The organism is Streptomyces sp. NPDC029466, assembly GCF_055574515.1.
The window spans coordinates 77,590-97,171 of record NZ_JBVHZH010000008.1; the positions used below are offsets into that span (position 1 = coordinate 77,590).

Below are 19,582 nucleotides of genomic sequence, written 5' to 3' on the forward strand. Positions count from 1 at the left end.
TCCTCCCCCCTCCCCCTCCCCCCCCCCCCCCCCCCCCCCCCCCCTCCCCTCCCCCCCCCTCCCCCCCCCCCCCCCCCCCCCCCCCCCGGGACCGCAGAGGAGGGATGACAGATGCGACAGAGCCTGAAGACATGCGTGTTCGTGGCAGCGGCGGCGTCGGGCGTGCTCAGCGCGAGCGGCAGCGCGGCGTACGCGGATGCCGGAGCCGGGGGAGGAGCGAGGAACTCTCCCGGGGTGCTGTCCGGGAACAGCATCCAGGTGACCGTGGACACGCCGGTCAATGCGTGCGGCAACTCGGTGGACGCGGGCGCGGCGCTCAACCCGGCGATGGGCAATGCGTGCGGGAACGGTGCGCCGCCCGCGCCGGTCGTGCGGCAGCAGCCCGGACCGCATCCGCCGGTGGCTCAGCGGCCACCGGGAGCGGAGCAGGCGCCGGGAGTGCACTGGACGGCACCGGGGCCGGAGCGGCGCCCCGAGCCGCTACGGCGCCCGGTCCCGGAGCGGGCCGAGCGCCCGGCCCCGGCGCCGGTGGCGCACACTCCCGGGCGCGCCCCCAGGCACGCCCGGCCCGCCCCGCAGCCCGCGCAGGAGGCGCAGCGGCCGCGGGTGGACGCGGTGGCGCGGGCCGGGGCATCGGCGGGCTCCGCGCTGCTGGCGGCCACCGGGGCGGATGAGATGGCCGCGCTGGCCGCGACCGGTGGCGGGCTGCTGGTGGGCGGGGCGCTGCTGCTGCGCCGGGGCCGTACGCGCCGCAGATGAGCGGACGGGTGCCGGGCGGTTACCGGGGGTCGGCGGCCGGCCGAGCGGGTCCGGCGGGCCGCTCGGCCGGGGCCGCCCGGTCGGGCCGGCCGTCGGCATCGCCGGACGACTCGACCGTGGACCGTCGTACCGCGGTCGCCGGGCGAGCTGCGGCTGGAAGCGGGCCCTGCGGGGTACGACGTCGTGCGGATCAACGGCTGAAGCCCGTGTCCGGTACGGGAAGGATCGTTCTTTCGCTCATTGGTGGGGACCCGTCTTCCGGGTGTTTGAAGCGGGGCGGAACCGGATGCTCCGCGGGGCCGTGCCGCGGCCTCCGGCCTCTGGCAAAATTGGGGTGAAGGCCGCAAATGTGATGAGTCGATGAGGTGGGGCCATGCTCATTGCGCTGGCGCAGACCGACTGTGTGCTGGGTGAGGTGGAGGACAACCTCGGCATCGCCCGCGAGCAGATCGAGCAGGCGGCGGCGCAGGGCGTGGATCTTGTGGTCTTCCCCGAACTGAGCCTGCACGGCTATCACTTGGGCGTGCTCGGCCGCGATGAGTCCCTGGAGGCGAATGACCCCCGGCTGCTGGAGCTCAGCACCCGCGGCCCCGATGTGCTGGTCGGCTTCCATGAGCACACCAGTCTGCGCGCGTACAACACCGCGGCCCACTACGCGGCCGGGGAGCTGGTGCACGCACACCGCAAGCTGTACCTCCCCAACTACCTGGCCTGGGAGGAGCGTAAGCACGTCAGCCCGGGGCAGTCGCTGCGGGCGTACGAGCTGAAGCGGGCCAGGAGCGGCGGCCGGGGGGCCACGCTGGTGTGCAATGACGCCTGGCAGCCGGCGCTGCCGTGGCTGGCGGTGCAGGACGGCGCCGAGGTGCTGTTCGTGCCGACCAACAGCGCGGCGAGCCTGGACCCGGAGGCGATGGACACCGGCCTGTACTGGGACACCCTGCTGTCCTATACGGCGAAGATGCTCCAGTGCTGGGTGGTCTTCGTGAACCGGGTGGGCAATGAGCACGGGGCGGCGTTCTGGGGCGGCTCACGGGTGGTGGACCCGCGGGGTGCCGTGGTGGCGCAGGCGCCCAAGTGGGAGCCCTCGCTGGTCGCCGTGGAGATCGATCTCGCCGAGGCGCGACGGCAGCGACGTGCGGTGCCGCTGGTCGCCGAGGCCCGGCTGGGGCTGATCGACCGCGAGGTGCGGCGGCTGATCGACGAGGGCGGCGACCACTGAGGGCGTGCTCGCCTTCGTCGGGAGGGGCCGGACGTTCTGTCCAGTATGACCCGAACGGTCCGGCCGTCCGGTCCAGGGGATATCCCGGGCCGGACGGCCGGTGGCGCGGCTTACCAGCTGGACTTGCGGACGCCCGGCAGGTAGCCCGCGTGGGCCTGTTCGCGCAGCCGTACGCGGGACAGGCCGAAGGTGCGGAAGTAGCCGCGTGGGCGGCCGTCGACGCTGTCGCGGTTGCGTACCCGGGTGGCGCTGGCGTCCCGCGGCTGGCGGGACAGTTCGCGCTGGGCCGCGGTGCGCTCCTCCTCCGGCGTGTGCGGGCTGCGGATCAGGGCCTTGAGGACGGCGCGGCGGGCCGCGTAGCGGGCGACCGTCGCGCGGCGCTTCTCGTTCTTGGCGATCTTGCTCTGCTTCGCCATCAGACCTTTCCTCCTCGTGCGCGGATGCGGGCGACGGCCGCCTCGATCCCGATCGTGTCCACGGTCTTGATGCCCTTGGCGCTCAGCGTGAGCCGGACGTACCGGCCCTCGCTCTCCAGCCAGTAGCGCTTGCGCTGGATGTTCGGGTCGAAGCGGCGGGGGGTGCGGCGGTGCGAGTGGGAGACGGCGTTGCCGAATCCCGGCGCGCGACCGGTCAGCTGGCAGTGGGCGGACACGGTGCGATCCCTTCGGTCGTCGGCCCCGGTGGGGGGCCTATTGAAAATGGAAACCATTTCCGTATACTAACCCCATGGCCCGCAACGAACTACGCCCGGTCGTCAAGCTCCGGTCCACCGCCGGCACCGGCTACACCTACGTGACCCGCAAGAACCGCCGTAACGACCCCGACCGCCTGGAACTGCGCAAGTACGACCCGGTGGCGGGCCGGCACGTCGCTTTCCGAGAGGAGCGCTGAGCACCGTGCAGCCTGGAATCCACCCCGCCTACGGGCCGGTCGTCTTCCGCGACCGGGCCGCCGGCTTCGCCTTCCTGACCCGCTCTACCGCCACCAGTGAGAAGACCGTGGAGTGGGAGGACGGGAACGCCTATCCCGTCATCGACGTCGAGATCTCCTCGGCGAGCCACCCCTTCTACACGGGCACCGCGCGGGTGCTGGACACCGCGGGCCGCGTCGAGCGCTTCGAGCGCCGCTACGGCAACCGCGGGGCCCGCTGATGGAGCGGCTCGACGTCGTGCTGGTGGGCGGCCTGCACGCGGATGCGCGGCAGGCCGCCGTCGAGCGGCTGCTGCGGAGCGTTCCGGGCAGTGTCGCCCTCCACCACGACCTCGCCTCGGCCGCCGACGGCACCGTGCGGCGCACCATCCGTGACGCGGGCGGCACGCTCGACACCGGCGAGGCTCCGCTGGTCAACGACTGCGCCTGCTGTGCGCTGCGCGAGGACCTGGTGCCCGAGCTGGAGCGGCTGGCCGCCGGGCGGACCTGCCGGCTGGCGGTCGTCGAACTGTGGGACTCGGTCGAACCCAAGGCGATGGCCGAGGTGGTCACCGCCTGCGGCAGCGAGAACTTCGCGCTGACCGGTGTGCTCACCGCCGTCGACCCGGCCCTGCTGCTGCCCTACCTCGGCTGCGGCGACGACCTCGCGGAGGCGGGCCTGGCCGCCGCGGCCTCCGACCAGCGCACGGTCGCCGACACCTGGGCCCGGCAGCTGGAGTACGCGCCGGTGCTGGCGATCGCGACGGGGGAGGAGCCGGCGGAACCGGCCGACCTGGCGCTGCTCGACCAGCTGCACCCGATGGCGCGCCAGGTCTCCGTGGAGTCAGGGGAGTTGGCGGCCGCCGCGACGGCCGGGTTCGATGTGGCCGCGGCCGCGGACCGCCAGCACCCGGCCTGTGCGCTGCTGCCGCAGGAGGCCGACGCGGAGGGCGTCGGCACGCTGGTCTGGCGGCGGTCCCGGCCCTTCCACCCGGAGCGGCTCTACGCCGCGCTGGAGGATCTGACCTGTGCGGCCGCGCGCAGCCGGGGCCGGTTCTGGCTGGCCGACCGCCCGGACACCCTGCTGTCCTGGGACGCGGCCGGCGGCGCGCTCTGTGTGGAGAACGCCGGGCCGTGGCTGGCCGCGCTGCCGGACGCCGCCTGGGAGATGGTGCCGCCCGCCCGCCGGGCCGCCGCCGCGCTGGACTGGCACCCCGAGCACGGCGACCGTACCCAGCATCTGGTCTTCACCTCGCCGGGCCTGGACCGCGAGAACCTGCGGTCCCTGCTGGACTCCTGTCTGCTCACCGACGCCGAGTTCGCGGGCGGCCCGCCGGCCTGGAAGAGCCTGCCGCCCGCCTTCGACGCCCTCCTCGACCCCGTTTCGTAAGACGCGCCGCGACCGTACGCACGGAACCGGCCCCCTCAGCACGCACAAGGAAGCTCTCCCATGCCCCGACGGCACGACCCGCGCCGCTCGTCCAAGCCCCGCCGCAACCCGCTGGACGCGGCGGGCATCACCTACGTCGACTACAAGGACACCGATCTTCTGCGGAAGTTCATTTCGGACCGCGGCAAGATCCGCAGCCGCCGGGTCACCCATGTCACCGCACAGCAGCAGCGGCAGCTGGCCCGTGCGATCAAGAACGCGCGGGAGATGGCGCTGCTCCCCTACGCGCCGCGGTGACGGCCGCCGTCCGGTGACGGGCAGGAGCTTCCCTACGTCCGGTGCGTAGGGAAGCTCCTTCGTTTGTGCGGGGGTGTGCGCAGGGGGAGGGCCCTCGTGCCGAGCGGACGGAGGGCCCGGTCGCGGAACCCGGAGGGCGTGGCACACGTCTCGTCCTTGGGGCTGAGAACGCCGGACCGTCGATCCGTACCAGGTGACGGCGTATCGCGTCGGGGAGACGGCCGGCGGACGACCGAGTGTGAGGTGCCGGTGACCGTGCTCGACGAGCGGTAACGGCCCCGGCACCGGCTGTCGTGCACGTGCATCTGCGCATGCATCCGCATGTGAACGCAGCTATGATCCCGGGCAGTTGACACCATTTATCACCGGGAGACCCCTGTGCCCCACGCATACAACGGCATGGCCGCCACAGATCTCCGTGATGTGGCATGGCAGAAGAGCAGGCACAGCAACTCCCAGGGCTCCTGCGTGGAGTTCGCCAAGCTGCCCGGGGGCGATATCGCGGTACGCAACTCCCGTTTCCCGGACGGCCCGGCGCTCATCTACACGCCGGCCGAGGTGCGGGCGATGCTGCTCGGCATCAAGGACGGCGAGTTCGACCATCTCGTCCGGGACTGAACCCCCCAACGGGGCCGGGCGGCCGGAGGGCAGCGCGCGCCCGTAAGCGGTGCGGCGCCCGTACAGGGAAACCGGGCGCCCGCGGATCGCGGTGCGCCCGGTGTACGGCACGGTTACGGCAGCCGGAAGAGCGCCCAAACGATCTTGCCGTGGGTGGCGCCGGCCAGCGGATGCCAGCCCCAGCTGTCGCTGAAGGAGTCCACGAGATACAGCCCGCGCCCGGATTCCGCGGCGAAATCCGCCTCGCCGGCGACCGGCGAGTCATCGCTCGGGTCCCGTACGGCGCAGACCAGCCGGGAGGACCAGCGCATCAGATGCAGCCGGGCGGGCGGGGTGGCGTCGGTGTGCTCCGGGGCGGCGAGGATCGCGTGCCGCAGAGCATTCGTGACGAGTTCGGAGACGACCAGGGCGACCGAGTCGAAGAGTTCGTCCAGCTCCCAGCCCTGCAGGGTCTCGCGGGTGAACGCCCGTGCGCAGCGCACCGATTCATAGCGCGGTGGGAGCGTGCGGGATGCGGAGCCGGAGACAGCCAGGGGGTCGACGGGAGGAAAGCCCTGCCATAACGGCTCGAGCATGGTCAAAACCTTGGTCCCCATGCGAGGCACTCCTGGCGTTCGCGGACGTCATGACCCTGGCCGGGCAGCCGGGTCTGGCGGATCTTTCACGAGCGTGCATGCGTGCGACGCCTATGGTTCCCAATGCGCGAGACAGATGCAAGGGCAGATGCACGTGCACGTGACGTGATTGCGGGAGTACGCACCGATTTGCACGGAATTCTTCCTACCACTTCTTGTGGAGGGCTTGCGGGGGCCTCACGTATCCGTAACCGGATGAGCACTCAACGAAGCCCGGACGTGGCAGACTTGCGGCCCTCTGTTGGACGGGGTGGGGTCACAGGAGGGGCTGAGAGGTGTCCGCAAGTGAGTCGAGCGGGTCGGTGGTGCGGCGAATCCTGCTCGGGTCGCAGCTCCGCCGGCTGCGTGAATCGCGTGGGATAACCCGCGAGGCGGCCGGCTACTCGATCCGTGCGTCCGAATCGAAGATCAGCCGCATGGAGTTGGGCCGCGTGAGCTTCAAGGCACGGGATGTGGAGGATCTGCTCACCCTGTACGGGGTCGGTGACGCCCAGGAGCGCGAGGCGCTGCTCTCCCTGGCGCGGGAGGCGAATGTCGCCGGCTGGTGGCACAGTTACAGCGATGTGCTCCCCGGGTGGTTCCAGACGTATGTGGGTCTGGAAGGCGCCACGTCCCTGCTCCGGGTCTATGAAGTCCAGTTCGTCCACGGGCTGTTGCAGACCGAGAGCTATGCGCAGGCCGTCGTCCGACGTGGCATGCCGGATGCCGGGGCCGCGGAGATAGAGAGACGGGTCGCGCTCCGTATGGAGCGGCAGAAACTTCTGGTGGCCGAGCGGTCGGCGCAGTTCCACTGTGTGCTGGACGAGGCCGCGCTACGGCGCCCGTACGGCGAACGCGCGGTGATGCGCGAGCAGGTGAAGCATCTGATCGAGGTGTCCGAGCGGCCCAATGTGCGGCTCCAGGTGATGCCGTTCAGCCTGGGCGGGCACGCGGGGGAGAGCGGGGCGTTCACCATGCTCGGCTTCCAGGAGTCGGGGCTGCCGGACGTCGTCTATCTGGAGCAGCTGACGAGCGCGCTGTATGTGGACAAGCCCGAGGAAGTCGCCCAGTACGCACGGGTGATGGACCGCCTCCAGGAAGAGGGGCCGAATCCCGAGGAGACCAGGGACCTCTTGCGCGGACTGCTTCAACTGATGTGACGCGTCGGTAGGATGGCGCACCATCAGGAGTCAGCACCCCCCAATGCGGCGCCCTGAGCGCCCTGTTCTCCAGATCGGGATGGCATGTCCTACTTCGACGAGTTGGCGTATCAGTTCATCGACGGTGAGTGGCGGACCGGCAGCGGCTCGTGGGACATCGTCGATTTCAATCCGTACAACGGCGAGAAACTGACCTCCATACCCGTCGCCACGGTAGCGGAGATAGACCAGGCCTACCGTGCCGCCGAACGCGCGCAGCGGGAGTGGGGCGCCACCAATCCGTACACCCGGCGGCTGGTCTTCGAGCGCGTGCTGCGGATCATCGACGACCGCGCGGAGGAACTGGGCGAGACGATCGCCGCGGAGGTCGGCGGGACGCTCGCCAAGGTGGGCTTCGAGCTCCATCTGGCCAAGGAGTTCCTGCGCGAGGCCATTCAGCTGGCGCTGCGCGCCGAGGGCCGCATCCTGCCCTCGCCCATCGACGGCAAGGAGAACCGCCTCTACCGGCTGCCGGTCGGGGTCGTCGGCGTCATCAGCCCCTTCAACTTCCCCTTCCTGCTGTCGCTCAAGTCCGTCGCGCCGGCCCTCGCGCTCGGCAACGCCGTCGTCCTCAAGCCGCACCAGAACACCCCGGTCTGCGGCGGCGGTCTGGTCGCCAAGATCTTCGAGGAGGCCGGGCTGCCGGCCGGGCTGCTGAACGTCGTCGTCACGGACATCGCCGAGATCGGTGATGCGCTGATCGAGCACCCGGTGCCCAAGACCATCTCCTTCACCGGTTCCGAGAAGGTCGGCCGCCATGTCGCGACGGTCGCCGCCGCCCACTTCAAGCACACGGTGCTGGAACTGGGCGGCAACAGCGCCCTGGTCGTCCTCGACGACGCCGATCTCGACTACGCGGTGGACGCCGCCGTCTTCAGCCGCTTCGTCCACCAGGGCCAGGTCTGTATGGCCGCGAACCGGGTGCTGGTGGACCGCGCCGTGGAGCGGGAGTTCACCGAGAAGTTCGTCGCCAAGGTCGCCTCGCTCAAGGTGGGGGACCCCACCGACCCGCGGACCCATATCGGCCCGCTGATCAACGAGGGCCAGGCCGAGGCGATCTCCGCGCTGGTGGACCGGGCGGTCGAGGACGGCGCCACGGCACTCCTCCACGGCGAGACCCGGGGCACGCTGGTCGCCCCGAGCGTGCTGAGCGGGCTGCCGGAGGACTCCCCGCTGCTGCGGCAGGAGATCTTCGGGCCCGTCGTGCTGCTGGTGCCGTTCGACGGTGACGAGGAGGCGGTGCGGCTGACCAACGCGACCTCGTTCGGGCTCAGCGGCGCCGTGCACACCGGTGACATCGAGCGCGGGGTGCGGTTCGCCAAGCGCATCGACACCGGGATGTTCCACGTCAACGACGCCACCGTGCACGACGAGCCGATCGTGCCCTTCGGCGGCGAGAAGAGCTCCGGAGTGGGGCGCCTGAACGGCGACGCGATGGTGGAGGCCTTCACCACCACCAAGTGGATCTCCATCCAGCACGGGCGGTCGCAGTTCCCGTTCTGAGGCGTGCGGCCCCTCCCGGAGGGATCGGGGACAAGCCGTGGCGCGTTGCGGACAGAAGCTGACCGCAAGGGCTCCTACGTTGAGTGCTGTCGGAAGGCGGACGGCGACGGGCCGGCCGCCGAGGGACGTCACGAAAGGTGGACCCCATGCCCACTCACGTTCTTGCCGAGGCCCACGGCGACGAGACCGGCGCGCTGCTGGCCTTCCTGGAGGCCCAGCGCGGCGGGCTGCGCCGGGCGGTCCTGGGGCTGACCGACGACCGGGCGACACAGCGGCCGAGCGCCAGTGAGCTGTCGCTGGCCGGACTGATCAAGCATGTCGCGGAGACCGAGCAGGGCTGGGTCGAGACCGCGCAGGAGCTGCCGTACTCCATCCAGCGGACCCAGGACACCTGGCATCTGAGCTTCGAGCTGGCCGAGGGCGAGACCCTGGCCGAGGTGCTGGCGTTCTGGGAGCGGGTGGCGAAGCGGACGGAGGAGTTCATCCGCTCCGTGCCCAGCCTGAACGACACCTTCCCGCTGCCCGAGGCGCCGTGGTTCCCGCCGCAGGCCCGGCAGTCGATGCGCTGGCTGCTGCTGCATCTGATCGAGGAGACGGCCCGGCACGCCGGCCACGCCGACATCATCCGCGAGTCCCTCGACGGCAAGACGGCCTTCGAGCTGGTGGACGAGGAGCGCGCCGCCCGGGAGGGGTAGCGGGCGGGGTCCGCGCGCGCCCTTAGGCTGGCGGAGGGGGCGCGCGAGGGATTGAGGAGACGATGTCGGCGATCCGGCTGTTGGTACTGGGCGCCGTGCGGCAGCACGGCCGGGCGCACGGCTACCAGGTGCGCAACGACCTGGAGTACTGGGGCGCCCATGAGTGGTCCAACGCCAAGCCCGGCTCGATCTACCACGCGCTCAAGCAGATGGCCAAGCAAGGGCTGCTGCGCGCGCATGACATCGCGCCCAGCACCGTCGGCGGCCCGCCGCGTACCGAGTACGAGCTGACCCCGGCGGGCGAGACGGAGTATTTCGCGCTGCTGCGTGCCGCGCTCTCCCAGCACGACCAGAAGACCGACATGCTCAGCGCGGGCATCGGCTTCGTCGTCGATCTGCCGCGGGCCGAGGCGGTGGCGCTGCTCAAGGAGCGGGTGCGGGCGCTGCGGGAGTGGCGTGGCACGGTCACCGGCTACTACACCCCCGAGGGCGGGACCGAACAGCTCGGGCACATCGGCGAGATCATGCATATGTGGGTGCACGCCGCGGACAGCGGCGCCGCGTGGACCCAGGGGCTGATCGAGCGGATCGAGGGCGGGGCGTATGTCTTCGCCGGCGAGGGGGAGCCGTTCGTGGGCGTGCTGGCGGAGGGCCAGGAGAATCCGTACGCGACGACGGACGTGGGGGACGCGGGGGACGCGGAGGAGCCGGGGGACGGCGCGGGCGACGGCGGCGCCGCCACGGAGGCCCGCTGACCGGGCTCGCCCGTGACCGGGGCTCGCCCGCCCCGCTTCGCCCGGCCGCTTCGGCCGCCCGCCCGTCAGTGGTGGAAGGCCGTGGCGACGCTCTCCGGGCGCTGCATCGGGCCCGGCTGCTGCCGGAGTTCGGTCAGCAGCTGCTCCAGGTCCGCGAGGAACAGATCGGCGAGGTCCATGGAGAAGCCGTTGCGGCAGACCACCCGCAGGACGGACAGGTCCTCGCGGTTCGGGGGGAAGGTGTAGGCGGGCAGCAGCCAGCCGCGTTCCCGCATCCGCCGGGACACGTCGAAGACGTCGAACGCGGTGACGTGGTCCGCGGTGGTGAAGGCGAAGACCGGCAGCTGGTCGCCCCGGGTGAGCAGCCTGAAGTCGCCCAGTGCGCCGATCCGTTCGGCCATCGAGTTGGCCACGTCGCGGGTCGCCTGCTGTACGGCGCGGAAGCCGGCCCGGCCGAGCCGCAGAAAGGTGTAGTACTGCGCGGCGACCTGGGCGCCGGGCCGGGAGAAGTTGAGGGCGAAGGTCGGCATGTCGCCGCCCAGGTAGTTGACGCGGAAGACCAGCTCCTCGGGCAGCGCCTCGGTGTCGCGCCACAGCGCCCAGCCGACGCCCGGGTAGACCAGCCCGTATTTGTGCCCCGAGGTGTTGATGGAGGCGACCCGGGGCAGCCGGAAGTCCCACATCAGCTCCGGGTCGAGGAAGGGCGCGATCATGGCGCCGGACGCGCCGTCCACATGGACCGGGATGTCCCAGCCCTTCGTCTTCTGGACCTCGTCGAGCGCCGCGCAGATGTCGGCCACCGGTTCGTACGACCCGTCGAAGGTCGAGCCGAGGATGGCCACGACACCGATGGTGTTCTCGTCGCACTGCGCGGCGGCCGAGGCCGCGTCCAGATGGAAGCGGTCGCCCTCCATCGGGACCGTGCGCGCCTCGACCTCCCAGAAGTTGCAGAACTTCTCCCAGCAGACCTGGACATTGGCGCCCATCACGAGGTTGGGCCGGGCGCTGCCCGGATAGCGGTCCTGGTTGCGCTGCATCCAGCGCCGTTTGAAGGCCATCCCGGCGAGCATGCAGGCCTCGCTCGACCCGGTGGTGGAGCAGCCGACGGCGGACGACGGGTCGGGGGCGTGCCACAGGTCGGCGAGCATCGCCACGCACCGCTTCTCCAGTTCGGCGGTGCGCGGGTACTCGTCCTTGTCGATCATGTTCTTGTCCCGGCACTCCGCCATCAGCACCCCGGCCTGCGGCTCCATCCAGGTCGTGACGAACGTCGCCAGGTTCAGCCGGGAGTTGCCGTCCAGCATCAGCTCGTCGTGCACGAACTGATAGGCGTTGTGCGGGGCGAGCGGGCCGTCGGGCAGGGTGTGCCGTGGTGGCGAGGTCTCCATCCCGGCGACCGGGTCGGCCTCCCCGTAGAAGGGGTTGACCGGGTGCCCGGTCTGTTTACGGTCGGATGGCGATGCGCCTTTGTGCAGAGTCATCTGTCGCGCCTACCCGTCAACTTGCCTGTGAAAGGCCGTGTTTGATGGCTTTGGTGAACTTCACCACGCGCTCCGCCTGGATGCGGGCGGCGGTGCGTGCGTCGTCGTCGAGCGGGGTGTCGGGGCCGCCGACATGGGAGGTGCCATAGGGGTTGCCGTCGGTGAACTTCGCCGGGTCGGTGTAGCCCGGCGTCACGAGAATGCCGCCGAAGTGGTGGACGGTGTGGTAGAGCGCCAGCAGCGTGGACTCCTGGCCGCCGTGCTTGGTGGCGCTCGCGGTGAAGCCGCTGTAGACCTTGTCGGCCAGCCGGCCCTGCTGCCAGAGGCCGCCCATGGTGTCGAGGTACTGCTTGAGCTGCGAGGTCACATTGCCGAAGCGGGTGGGGGTCCCGAAGATCACCGCGTCCGCCCAGAGCACGTCCTCGTGGGTGGCCTCCATGATGTCGGCGGTGGCCGCGGCGTTGGCGGCCCAGGCCGGGTTGGCGTCGATCGCGGTCTGCGGGGCGAGTTCCGCGGCCCGGCGCAGTCGTACATCCGCCCCGGCATGCTCGGCGGCGTCCGCGATCAGCCGGGCGAGCTCGGCGACGGTGCCGGTCGACGAGTAGTAGATGACGGCGACATGGACGTCATGCACGGGCATCGGCGTACCTCCTCGAACCCGACAATAAGGGCATAGGGGGTACGTGGCCTCCAGGGTTCACCCAGTGGAAGCGCCACGGGCGGGCGGCGGCCCCTGAGGACCGCCACCCGCCCGTGGGTGCGCGCCGGCTGCCGGGCGCCGGCTCAGGGGGTGTCTCTAGTTCGCGCTCGCCAGCGACAGCTTCGCGGCGAAGCCGAGGAATGCCGCACCGGCGCCCGCGGACAGCCCGGCGGTCAGCCGCTTGCGGCGGCGGAAGGTCGCCGCCAGAAAGGTCCCGCTGAAGATCAGGACCGTCAGATACGTGAAGCTGAACAGCTGCGCCCAGGCGCCCAGCGTCAGGAACGACAGCACCGGATGGGCATAGGACGGGTCCACGAACTGCACGAAGAAGGAGATGAAGAACAAAATCGCCTTCGGGTTGAGCAGGCTGACCACCAGCGCCCTGCGGTACGGCCGCTCCACGGCCTCCTTCGGCGCCCCGGCCGTCTCCTCGGCCCGCTCGGCCCGGCGGGCCTCCCGGCCCCGCCACAACGCCCAGGCGCCGCGCAGCATCCCGACCGCCAGCCACGTCAGATAGCCCGCACCGGCGAACTTGACCACGGCGAACAGCACCGGCGTGGTCTGCAGCAGCGAGGCCACCCCGCCCGCCGACAGCGTCATCAGCACCGTGTCACCGCACAGCACCCCGGCCGCCGCCCGGTACGCCACCCGCGGACCACGCCGGGCCGCCACCGACACGACGTAGAGCGAATTCGGGCCCGGCAGCAGAATGATCAGCGCAAGCCCCACCAGATACGTGGACAGATCCGTTATCCCCAGCATGGGGCGCAGGATCTCACCCGCCGCTCCGGCGCCTCGCGGGTTTTCATGATGCGGACTTGCACCTCACGCGGCGTGAGGCCACATCGTGGTGCGCGTACCCAGAAGGGAGCGGAAGTGAGCTATTCGGTAGGGCAGGTCGCGGCCTTCGCCGGTGTGACGGTGCGCACCCTGCACCACTACGACGAGATCGGGCTGCTCCAGCCCGGCGAGCGCAATCACGCAGGTCACCGGCGCTACGGCGAGGACGACCTGGACCGGTTGCAGCAGATCCTGTTCTACCGGGAGCTCGGGTTTCCGCTCGATGAGGTCGCGGCCCTCGTGGACGATCCGGAGGCGGACCCGCAGGAGCATCTGCGGCGCCAGCACGACCTGCTGACCACACGGATCGAGCAGCTCCAGAAGATGGCCGCCGCCGTCGAACACGCGATGGAGGCACGCAGGATGAACGTACGGCTCACACCGGAGGAGAAGTTCGAGGTCTTCGGGGACTTCGACCCGGACGAGCACGCGGCGGAGGTGGCGGAGCGCTGGGGCCACACCGCGGCCTACAAGGAGTCGCAGCGCAGGACGGCCGCGTACACCAAGGACGACTGGAAGCGGCTGACGACGGAGCTCGACGCCCTCCACCGGAAGATGGCGGACCTGCTCGCCGAGGGGGTGCCGGCGGACTCCGCGGCGGCCATGGAGGTCGCCGAGGAGCACCGGCAGTTCATCTGTGGCGCGTACTACGAGTGCTCGCACGAGCTGCACAGCTGCCTCGGCGAGATGTATGTCGCCGATGAGCGCTTCACCGCCGTCTACGAGGCGATCCGGGCCGGCCTCGCCGGATACCTGCGGGACGCGATCCTGGCCAACGCGGCCCGCCACCAGTGATCCGTACGGGCCGGGGAGCGCCCCCGGCCCGTACGGAGCGCGCTACGGAGTCAGCCCTGCGGGGAGAGCACCACGGCCGTTCCGTAGGCACACACCTCGGTGCCCACGTCGGCGGCCTCCGTGACATCGAAGCGGAACATCAGCACCGCGTTCGCACCACGCGAGCGGGCCTGGTCCACCAGCCGTTCCATCGCCTGGTTACGTGTCTCCACCAGGGTCTTGGTCAGGCCCCGCAGCTCGCCGCCGATCATCGACTTCAGGCCCGCGCCGATCTGGCTGCCGAGGTGCCGTGAGCGCACCGTCAGGCCGAAGACCTCGCCGATCACCCGTTCCACGTGAAACCCCGGGACGTCGTTGGTCGTCACCACCAGGACGTCGGACTGCGCATGCTGTCCACCGCCGTATTCCTCGATGCCCATGGCGCGCACCTCCTTACGGCCAGCATCACCCGGCCCCCTGGGAGCGGCCAGCGGTCGGGGGCCGTCGGGTGGGGGCCCGGGTGGGGCCGGGGCCCGCCTGGAACCAAGGCGGGCCACCCGGCGTTGATAGTTTTGGCCGCACACGCGCCTTCATCCCGTCGCTTCGCCCCCGCACCGCACGATCCGGCGCCCTCGACCCAGGAGCCTTCACCCCGTGAATACTCTCGCGCTCGGCCCCCAGTGGCTGGACCCGGACTATCTCATCGCGACATTCGGCCTGATCGGCGTCCTGGTCATCGTCTTCGCCGAGTCCGGCCTGCTGATCGGCTTCTTCCTGCCGGGTGACTCGCTCCTGTTCACCACCGGTCTGCTGGTGACCACGAACAAGCTGGACAAGCCGCTGTGGCTGGTGTGCGCGCTGGTCGTGCTGGCCGCGGTTCTGGGCGACCAGGCCGGCTACCTCTTCGGCCGGAAGGTCGGGCCCGCGCTCTTCAAGCGCCCCGACTCCCGCCTGTTCAAGCAGGAGAACGTCGAGAAGGCGCATGAATTCTTCGAGAAGTACGGCCCCAAGTCGCTGATCCTGGCCCGCTTCGTGCCGATCGTGCGGACCTTCACGCCGATCGTCGCCGGTGTGAGCCGGATGAACTACCGCTCCTTCATCACCTTCAACATCATCGGTGGCACGCTGTGGGGCGCCGGCGTCACCCTGCTCGGCGCGCTGCTCGGGAACATCGAGTTCGTTCACAAGAACATCGAGATGATGCTGGTCGCGATCGTGCTGATCTCCGTGATCCCGATCGTCATCGAGTACCTCCGCGCCCGCAGCAAGTCGAAGAAGGACCAGCCCGCCCACCCCGCTGACGGCCCCCACGGCACCCCCGCAGAGCCCCGCCGCGGCCGCCACGCCAAGCGCTAAAACGGGCGGCAGAAGGCCACCCAGCCCCGCCCCCACACCCCTTCCCCCTCACCCACAACGGGAGGCGCACCCAACAGCCCCGCGCAGCGGCACAAGCCCGCCGCAGGCGACACGGCGAGCAACCCCCACGGCGGGACAGCCGACAACGTGGTGAGCCCGAATTTCGTGGCCCCCCGTGCAAGCACCCCGCATCCTCATCAGGCATCGTGTCCTTGACATCCGTCAGGAGGCTTACGAGGAGAGCGAAGACCCGTGGTGTCGGACCCACAGCGCGGCCAGCGCGGCCAGCGCGGCACGAACGGCAGCGGTGGCGGCAGTGGTGCCTCGGATCAGACCGGTCCCGAGGACCGCAAGCCCCAGTCGGACGAGGCCCACAGCGCCTTCACTCCGCCCCTGGGCGTGCCCTACCCGCCGCTTCCCGAGGACGAGCACCCCACCTCCGAGTTCGCGCTGCCCGCGGGGCTGCGCCCGGAGGCGCCGGCCGAGCAGGAGGGCTCGGCCTTCACCCCGCCGAGCAGTACCACCGGCCAGACGCCGCTGCCCGCACCCGTGGGCGCCACGGCGATGAGCGTCGCCTTCACCCCGCCGCACGGCATCCCCGCCGTCAGCCTCACCAAGGAAGCCCCTTGGCAGGACCGGATGCGGACCATGCTCCGGATGCCGGTCCACGAGCGCCCGGTCCCCGAGCGCCTGGAGCGCGGCGACGAAGACACCGGCCCGGCCGTCCCCCGCGTACTCGACCTGACGCTCCGTATCGGCGAGATCCTGCTCGCCGGCGGTGAGGGCGCCGAGGACGTCGAGGCCGCGATGTTCGGTGTCGCGCACGCCTACGGGCTGGAGCGGGTCGAGCCAACCGTCACCTTCACCCTGCTGTCGATCTCCTACCAGCCGTCGCTGGTCGACGACCCGGTCACCGCCAGCCGGACGGTACGGCGCCGCGGCGTCGACTACACCCGGCTGTCCGCGGTCTTCCGGCTCGTCGACGACATCACCTCCGAGGGCATCACCCTCGAAGAGGCCTACCGCGGCCTCGCCGAGATCCGCCGTAACCGCCACCCGTACCCGAGCTGGGCGCTGACGGTGGCCTCCGGGCTGCTGTCCGGTGCGGCCTCGATGCTGGTCGGCGGTGAATTCCTGGTGTTCTTCGCGGCCGCGGTGGGCTCGATGCTCGGCGACCGGCTGGCCTGGCTGGCGTCCGGGCGCGGGCTGCCGGAGTTCTACCAGTTCGTGGTCGCGGCGATGCCGCCCGCGGCGGTGGGCGTCGCCTTCAGCCTGGCCCACGCCAATGTGCAGGCGTCCGCGGTGATCACCGGTGGACTGTTCGCGCTGATTCCGGGACGGGCGCTGGTCGCCGGCGTCCACGACGGACTGACCGGCTACTACATCACCGCGGCCGCCCGTCTGCTGGAGGTCGGCTACCTCATCGTCGGCATCGTCGTCGGCGTCCTCAGCGTGCTCTACATCGGCCTCCAGCTGAACCCCGGCCTCCGGCGGCTCAACCCCGAGGAGGCGCTGGGGGCGTACAACGAGCCGGTGGTCCAGATCACCGCGTCCATGCTGCTGGCGCTGGCGTTCTGCGTGCTGCTCCAACAGGAGCGTCACACCGTGGCGTTCGCGACCCTGAACGGCGGTGTCGCCTGGGTCGTCTACGGCGCCCTCCGCTACGTCGTCCCGATACACCCCGTGCCCGCCACCGCCATCGCGGCCGGACTGGTCGGTCTCTTCGGCCAGTTGCTCTCCCGTTACCGCTATGCGTCGGCCCTGCCGTACGTCACCGCGGCCATCGGCCCGCTGCTGCCCGGTAGTGCCACGTACTTCGGGCTGCTCAACTTCGCCCAGGGCCACCTGCCGGAGGGCCTCACCTCCCTGGTGCAGGCCGCCTCGCTGGCGCTCGCCATCGCCGTGGGCGTCAACCTCGGTGCCGAAGTGGCCCGGCTGTTCCTGCGGGCCCCCGGGGTCGAGGAGGCCGGCGTACGCCGGGCAGCCAAGCGCACCCGCGGCTTCTGAGCGGTCGTGCCGGGGCCGCCGACCGGCCCCGGCACGCACGAACGGGCGGCAACCCGACTGGGTGCCGCCCGTTCGCGTACGAAAATCAGCGCGCGCGGACCCGGGCGCCGCGGTCAGGGAATCCCCGCCGGACGCCGGGCCGACGACGCTGCGTCAGTGCGCGCCGCCCTGCGCCTCAAGGCGCTTGAACGAGGCCTCGATCTCCGCCTCGGCCTCGGTGCGGCCGACCCAGTTGGCGCCCTCGACGGACTTACCGGGCTCCAGGTCCTTGTAGACCTCGAAGAAGTGCTGGATCTCCAGGCGGTCGAACTCCGACACGTGGTGGATGTCCCGCAGGTGCTCCACGCGCGGGTCGGACGCGGGCACGCACAGCAGCTTGTCGTCGCCGCCGGCCTCGTCCGTCATCCGGAACATGCCGATGGCGCGGCACTTGATGAGGCAGCCGGGGAAGGTCGGCTCGTCCAGGATGACCAGCGCGTCCAGCGGGTCGCCGTCCTCGCCCAGGGTGTTCTCGACAAAGCCGTAGTCGGCCGGGTAGCTGGTCGAGGTGAAGAGTCGACGGTCCAGGCGGATCCGACCGGTCTCGTGGTCCACCTCGTACTTGTTCCGCGAACCCTTCGGGATCTCGATGGTGACGTCGAACTCCACGGGTGGCTCCTCCATGATCAACACATACGTCTGGTGATTAAGTGTCCCCCACGCAGGTGTGTGGTGGCGAAAGGGGCTGGTCCGAGGTGCCCGAGACCGGAAAGTGGCAGGTCAGATGGCAGTCGGCGGAACGGTCCGCGCGGGCGGCGACGCGCGCGGCGGTCCGGTGGGCGCAGACGGCTGTCGATGCCACGCGGCAGACCTGGCAGGCCACACCCCGCCAGACCCAGCAGACCTGGCGGCTGACGGCGGTTTCCGCAGCGACCGGCCTGGCCGTCGCGATCGCCGCGGTGGCGGCGTCCGGGCCGTGGGACTCGGGTCAGCGTACGGCCGAGCGGGCGGAGGCGGCCGAGATGGACGGTGCCAGTGGCGAGCATCACGCTCCGGAGGCCCGGCCGGCGCCCAGCGCACCCCCGGTGCTGCCCGCGCTCGGCGGCCGGGTGCCCGGTGCCGCGGGCCGTGGCGCGGCGCCCGCCCCCACCGACGCGGGCCTGGCCGACGCGCTCGCCCCGCTGCTGAAGGACCCGGCGCTCGGGTCGCTGCGGACGGCTTCCGTCCTGGACGTGGCCGCGGGCCGGGAGGTCTTCGGCGAGGGCCAGGGCAAGGCCGCCACCCCCGCCTCCACCGTCAAGCTCGCCACCGCCGTCGCCGCGCTCTCCGCGCTCGGCCCCGACCACCGCATCGACACCACCGTGGTCCTGACCGGCAAGAACCGCCTCGTCCTGGTCGGCGGCGGCGACCCCACCCTGACCGCCCGCGCCCCGCGGCACGGCGCCGAGGAGCAGCCCGCGAACCTGCGCACCCTCGCCGACGCCACCGCCCGCGCCCTCAAGAAGCGCCACCTCACCAAGATCGGCCTGGCCTATGACACGGCCGCCTACTCGGGCCCCGTCCAGCACCCCATCGGCCCGAACGAGAACCTCGCCCCCGTCACCGCGCTGATGACCGACGAGGCCCGCCTCGACGACTCCGAGCACGGCACCGCGCCCCGCGACACCGACCCCGCCCACACGGCAGCCCGCACCTTCGCCGATCTGCTCCACGACCGCGGCATCACCGTCGACGGCGACCCCGAGGGCGCCAAGGCCCCCGAGAAGGCCGCCCGGATCGCCGCCGTGCACTCCCTGCCGCTGTCCGCGCTCGTCGAGCGGATGCTCACCTACAGCGACAACGACATCGCCGAGGCGCTGGCCCGCCAGACCGCCCTCGCCTCCCGGCAGCCGGCCAGCTTCGCCGGGGCCGGCAAGGCCGTCCGCACCGCCCTCCAGCGGGAGCACCTCCCGCTGTCCGGCGCCGTCTTCGAGGACGGCAGCGGCCTGGACCGCGACGACAAGGTCACCGCCGGCCTGCTCTCCCGCCTCCTGCTGCACGCCTCGTCGCCCGACCACCCGGCCCTGCGCCCCGTCGTCACGGGCCTCCCGGTGGCCGCCTTCACCGGCACCCTCAGCAACCGCTACCGGGGCCAGAGCGCCGGCGCCGGCGCCGTACGCGCCAAGACCGGCACCCTCACCGGCGTCAACACCCTCGCCGGCACCGTCGTCGACGCCGACGGCCGCCTGCTGGCGTTCTCGTTCATGACCAGCGGCACGACGGACCCCCAGGGGGCCCAGAACGCCTTGGACAAACTCGCCTCCGCAGTGGCCAATTGCGGCTGTCGCTGAGGCCGGAGACGCACTCGCCCCGTTACGTGCACCCCCACCGGCCTTATCCCACCCCCACCCACGGGAGGGGACGGGCCGGAGGGGGGGGGGGGGGGGGGGGGGAAAGAAAAAGGCCCTGCACCCCTCCCCCGGGGGCCACTTCCCCAACCCCAAAACT

The 19,582-nt window shown here is 71.3% G+C and carries 23 protein-coding genes; 15 read left to right on the forward strand and 8 right to left on the reverse strand.

Going from position 1 to position 19,582, the window contains the following annotated elements; all coding sequences use genetic code 11:
• The first annotated feature begins 111 nt into the window (after positions 1–111).
• On the forward strand, positions 112–759 hold the full coding sequence (locus ACZ4XD_RS09505) for a chaplin (protein WP_468039886.1): 648 nt from the start codon (positions 112–114) through the stop codon (positions 757–759).
• A 373-nt stretch (positions 760–1,132) separates the two neighbouring features.
• Complete coding sequence (locus tag ACZ4XD_RS09510) at positions 1,133–1,978, forward strand: nitrilase-related carbon-nitrogen hydrolase (protein ID WP_468039889.1); 846 nt, start codon at positions 1,133–1,135, stop codon at positions 1,976–1,978.
• A gap of 110 nt (positions 1,979–2,088) precedes the next feature.
• Here ACZ4XD_RS09510 and rpsN read toward each other — a convergent pair whose 3' ends face one another.
• Both rpsN and rpmB read right to left on the reverse strand, forming a co-directional pair.
• A complete protein-coding gene (rpsN, locus tag ACZ4XD_RS09515) occupies positions 2,089–2,394 on the reverse strand; it encodes a 30S ribosomal protein S14 (RefSeq protein ID WP_457683430.1) in 306 nt (101 codons plus the stop codon).
• The gene (gene rpmB / locus ACZ4XD_RS09520) at positions 2,394–2,630 is read right to left on the reverse strand and encodes a 50S ribosomal protein L28 (RefSeq protein WP_468039892.1); all 237 of its coding nucleotides are present in this window, start codon (positions 2,628–2,630) and stop codon (positions 2,394–2,396) included. The genes rpsN and rpmB overlap by 1 nt, the downstream gene beginning before the upstream one ends.
• Before the next feature lie 74 nt (positions 2,631–2,704).
• On the opposite strand from rpmB, the gene rpmG reads away from it, so the two are divergent.
• The 5 genes from rpmG to ACZ4XD_RS09545 all read left to right on the forward strand — a co-directional run bounded on the left by rpmG (position 2,705) and on the right by ACZ4XD_RS09545 (position 5,192).
• On the forward strand, positions 2,705–2,869 hold the full coding sequence (gene rpmG / locus ACZ4XD_RS09525) for a 50S ribosomal protein L33 (RefSeq protein ID WP_006604069.1): 165 nt from the start codon (positions 2,705–2,707) through the stop codon (positions 2,867–2,869).
• A 5-nt stretch (positions 2,870–2,874) separates the two neighbouring features.
• Positions 2,875–3,129 (forward strand): type B 50S ribosomal protein L31, encoded by a 255-nt coding sequence (locus ACZ4XD_RS09530; protein ID WP_468039894.1) that lies wholly within the window; start codon positions 2,875–2,877, stop codon positions 3,127–3,129.
• Complete coding sequence (locus tag ACZ4XD_RS09535; protein WP_468039898.1) at positions 3,129–4,277, forward strand: CobW family GTP-binding protein; 1,149 nt, start codon at positions 3,129–3,131, stop codon at positions 4,275–4,277. Before ACZ4XD_RS09530 ends, ACZ4XD_RS09535 begins: the two co-directional genes overlap by 1 nt.
• 60 nt (positions 4,278–4,337) lie before the next feature.
• The gene (rpsR, locus tag ACZ4XD_RS09540; protein WP_468039902.1) at positions 4,338–4,574 is read left to right on the forward strand and encodes a 30S ribosomal protein S18; all 237 of its coding nucleotides are present in this window, start codon (positions 4,338–4,340) and stop codon (positions 4,572–4,574) included.
• A gap of 378 nt (positions 4,575–4,952) precedes the next feature.
• On the forward strand, positions 4,953–5,192 hold the full coding sequence (locus ACZ4XD_RS09545; protein ID WP_042150368.1) for a DUF397 domain-containing protein: 240 nt from the start codon (positions 4,953–4,955) through the stop codon (positions 5,190–5,192).
• Positions 5,193–5,305: 113 nt separating this feature from the next.
• Here ACZ4XD_RS09545 and ACZ4XD_RS09550 read toward each other — a convergent pair whose 3' ends face one another.
• Entirely contained in the window at positions 5,306–5,788 is a 483-nt protein-coding gene (locus ACZ4XD_RS09550; RefSeq protein ID WP_042150365.1) for an ATP-binding protein, read from the reverse strand.
• A 314-nt stretch (positions 5,789–6,102) separates the two neighbouring features.
• Between ACZ4XD_RS09550 and ACZ4XD_RS09555 the strand changes: the two genes are divergently transcribed.
• The 4 genes from ACZ4XD_RS09555 (at position 6,103) to ACZ4XD_RS09570 (ending at position 9,958) form a co-directional block, all read left to right on the forward strand.
• A complete protein-coding gene (locus ACZ4XD_RS09555) occupies positions 6,103–6,966 on the forward strand; it encodes a helix-turn-helix domain-containing protein (RefSeq protein ID WP_468039908.1) in 864 nt (287 codons plus the stop codon).
• An 84-nt stretch (positions 6,967–7,050) separates the two neighbouring features.
• Positions 7,051–8,508, forward strand: coding sequence for an aldehyde dehydrogenase family protein (locus ACZ4XD_RS09560; protein ID WP_468039912.1), 1,458 nt, complete (start codon positions 7,051–7,053; stop codon positions 8,506–8,508).
• Positions 8,509–8,654: 146 nt separating this feature from the next.
• On the forward strand, positions 8,655–9,203 hold the full coding sequence (locus ACZ4XD_RS09565) for a DinB family protein (RefSeq protein ID WP_468039915.1): 549 nt from the start codon (positions 8,655–8,657) through the stop codon (positions 9,201–9,203).
• 62 nt (positions 9,204–9,265) lie between these two features.
• On the forward strand, positions 9,266–9,958 hold the full coding sequence (locus tag ACZ4XD_RS09570) for a PadR family transcriptional regulator (protein WP_468039917.1): 693 nt from the start codon (positions 9,266–9,268) through the stop codon (positions 9,956–9,958).
• A gap of 65 nt (positions 9,959–10,023) precedes the next feature.
• On the opposite strand, the gene ACZ4XD_RS09575 is transcribed toward ACZ4XD_RS09570, so the two are convergent.
• From ACZ4XD_RS09575 to leuE, 3 genes are all read right to left on the reverse strand, one after another.
• Complete coding sequence (locus ACZ4XD_RS09575) at positions 10,024–11,439, reverse strand: glutamate decarboxylase (RefSeq protein ID WP_468039919.1); 1,416 nt, start codon at positions 11,437–11,439, stop codon at positions 10,024–10,026.
• A gap of 16 nt (positions 11,440–11,455) precedes the next feature.
• Entirely contained in the window at positions 11,456–12,079 is a 624-nt protein-coding gene (wrbA, locus tag ACZ4XD_RS09580) for an NAD(P)H:quinone oxidoreductase (protein ID WP_468039922.1), read from the reverse strand.
• Between the two features lie 156 nt (positions 12,080–12,235).
• Complete coding sequence (gene leuE / locus ACZ4XD_RS09585) at positions 12,236–12,901, reverse strand: leucine efflux protein LeuE (RefSeq protein ID WP_468039924.1); 666 nt, start codon at positions 12,899–12,901, stop codon at positions 12,236–12,238.
• 114 nt (positions 12,902–13,015) lie between these two features.
• On the opposite strand from leuE, the gene ACZ4XD_RS09590 reads away from it, so the two are divergent.
• Entirely contained in the window at positions 13,016–13,774 is a 759-nt protein-coding gene (locus ACZ4XD_RS09590) for a MerR family transcriptional regulator (protein ID WP_468039926.1), read from the forward strand.
• 50 nt (positions 13,775–13,824) lie between these two features.
• Here the strand turns inward: ACZ4XD_RS09590 and ACZ4XD_RS09595 are convergent, their stop codons facing one another.
• Positions 13,825–14,193 carry a YbjQ family protein gene (locus ACZ4XD_RS09595; protein ID WP_190143796.1) on the reverse strand — a complete coding sequence of 123 codons (369 nt, stop codon included), beginning with the start codon at positions 14,191–14,193 and terminating at the stop codon, positions 13,825–13,827.
• Positions 14,194–14,407: 214 nt separating this feature from the next.
• On the opposite strand from ACZ4XD_RS09595, the gene ACZ4XD_RS09600 reads away from it, so the two are divergent.
• Positions 14,408–15,109 carry a DedA family protein gene (locus ACZ4XD_RS09600; protein WP_468039930.1) on the forward strand — a complete coding sequence of 234 codons (702 nt, stop codon included), beginning with the start codon at positions 14,408–14,410 and terminating at the stop codon, positions 15,107–15,109.
• A gap of 252 nt (positions 15,110–15,361) precedes the next feature.
• On the forward strand, positions 15,362–17,116 hold the full coding sequence (locus ACZ4XD_RS09605; RefSeq protein WP_468039933.1) for a threonine/serine exporter family protein: 1,755 nt from the start codon (positions 15,362–15,364) through the stop codon (positions 17,114–17,116).
• A 153-nt stretch (positions 17,117–17,269) separates the two neighbouring features.
• On the opposite strand, the gene ACZ4XD_RS09610 is transcribed toward ACZ4XD_RS09605, so the two are convergent.
• Positions 17,270–17,764, reverse strand: a complete 495-nt coding sequence (locus ACZ4XD_RS09610) for an inorganic diphosphatase (protein ID WP_018090094.1) — start codon at positions 17,762–17,764, stop codon at positions 17,270–17,272.
• Positions 17,765–17,850: 86 nt separating this feature from the next.
• Between ACZ4XD_RS09610 and dacB the strand changes: the two genes are divergently transcribed.
• Positions 17,851–19,425 carry a D-alanyl-D-alanine carboxypeptidase/D-alanyl-D-alanine endopeptidase gene (gene dacB, locus ACZ4XD_RS09615; RefSeq protein ID WP_468039938.1) on the forward strand — a complete coding sequence of 525 codons (1,575 nt, stop codon included), beginning with the start codon at positions 17,851–17,853 and terminating at the stop codon, positions 19,423–19,425.
• Positions 19,426–19,582 lie beyond the last annotated feature (157 nt).

Excerpts from the sequence above, each read along its gene's own strand:
- ACZ4XD_RS09505 (WP_468039886.1), top strand. The coding sequence starts at position 112 with ATGCGACAGAGCCTGAAGACATGCGTGTTCGTGGCAGCGGCGGCGTCG.
- ACZ4XD_RS09510 (WP_468039889.1), top strand. The coding sequence starts at position 1,133 with ATGCTCATTGCGCTGGCGCAGACCGACTGTGTGCTGGGTGAGGTGGAG.
- rpsN (WP_457683430.1), bottom strand. The coding sequence starts at position 2,394 with ATGGCGAAGCAGAGCAAGATCGCCAAGAACGAGAAGCGCCGCGCGACG.
- rpmG (WP_006604069.1), top strand. The coding sequence starts at position 2,705 with ATGGCCCGCAACGAACTACGCCCGGTCGTCAAGCTCCGGTCCACCGCC.
- ACZ4XD_RS09535 (WP_468039898.1), top strand. The coding sequence starts at position 3,129 with ATGGAGCGGCTCGACGTCGTGCTGGTGGGCGGCCTGCACGCGGATGCG.
- rpsR (WP_468039902.1), top strand. The coding sequence starts at position 4,338 with ATGCCCCGACGGCACGACCCGCGCCGCTCGTCCAAGCCCCGCCGCAAC.
- ACZ4XD_RS09550 (WP_042150365.1), bottom strand. The coding sequence starts at position 5,788 with ATGGGGACCAAGGTTTTGACCATGCTCGAGCCGTTATGGCAGGGCTTT.
- ACZ4XD_RS09560 (WP_468039912.1), top strand. The coding sequence starts at position 7,051 with ATGTCCTACTTCGACGAGTTGGCGTATCAGTTCATCGACGGTGAGTGG.
- ACZ4XD_RS09565 (WP_468039915.1), top strand. The coding sequence starts at position 8,655 with ATGCCCACTCACGTTCTTGCCGAGGCCCACGGCGACGAGACCGGCGCG.
- ACZ4XD_RS09570 (WP_468039917.1), top strand. The coding sequence starts at position 9,266 with ATGTCGGCGATCCGGCTGTTGGTACTGGGCGCCGTGCGGCAGCACGGC.
- ACZ4XD_RS09575 (WP_468039919.1), bottom strand. The coding sequence starts at position 11,439 with ATGACTCTGCACAAAGGCGCATCGCCATCCGACCGTAAACAGACCGGG.
- wrbA (WP_468039922.1), bottom strand. The coding sequence starts at position 12,079 with ATGCCCGTGCATGACGTCCATGTCGCCGTCATCTACTACTCGTCGACC.
- leuE (WP_468039924.1), bottom strand. The coding sequence starts at position 12,901 with ATGCTGGGGATAACGGATCTGTCCACGTATCTGGTGGGGCTTGCGCTG.
- ACZ4XD_RS09595 (WP_190143796.1), bottom strand. The coding sequence starts at position 14,193 with ATGGGCATCGAGGAATACGGCGGTGGACAGCATGCGCAGTCCGACGTC.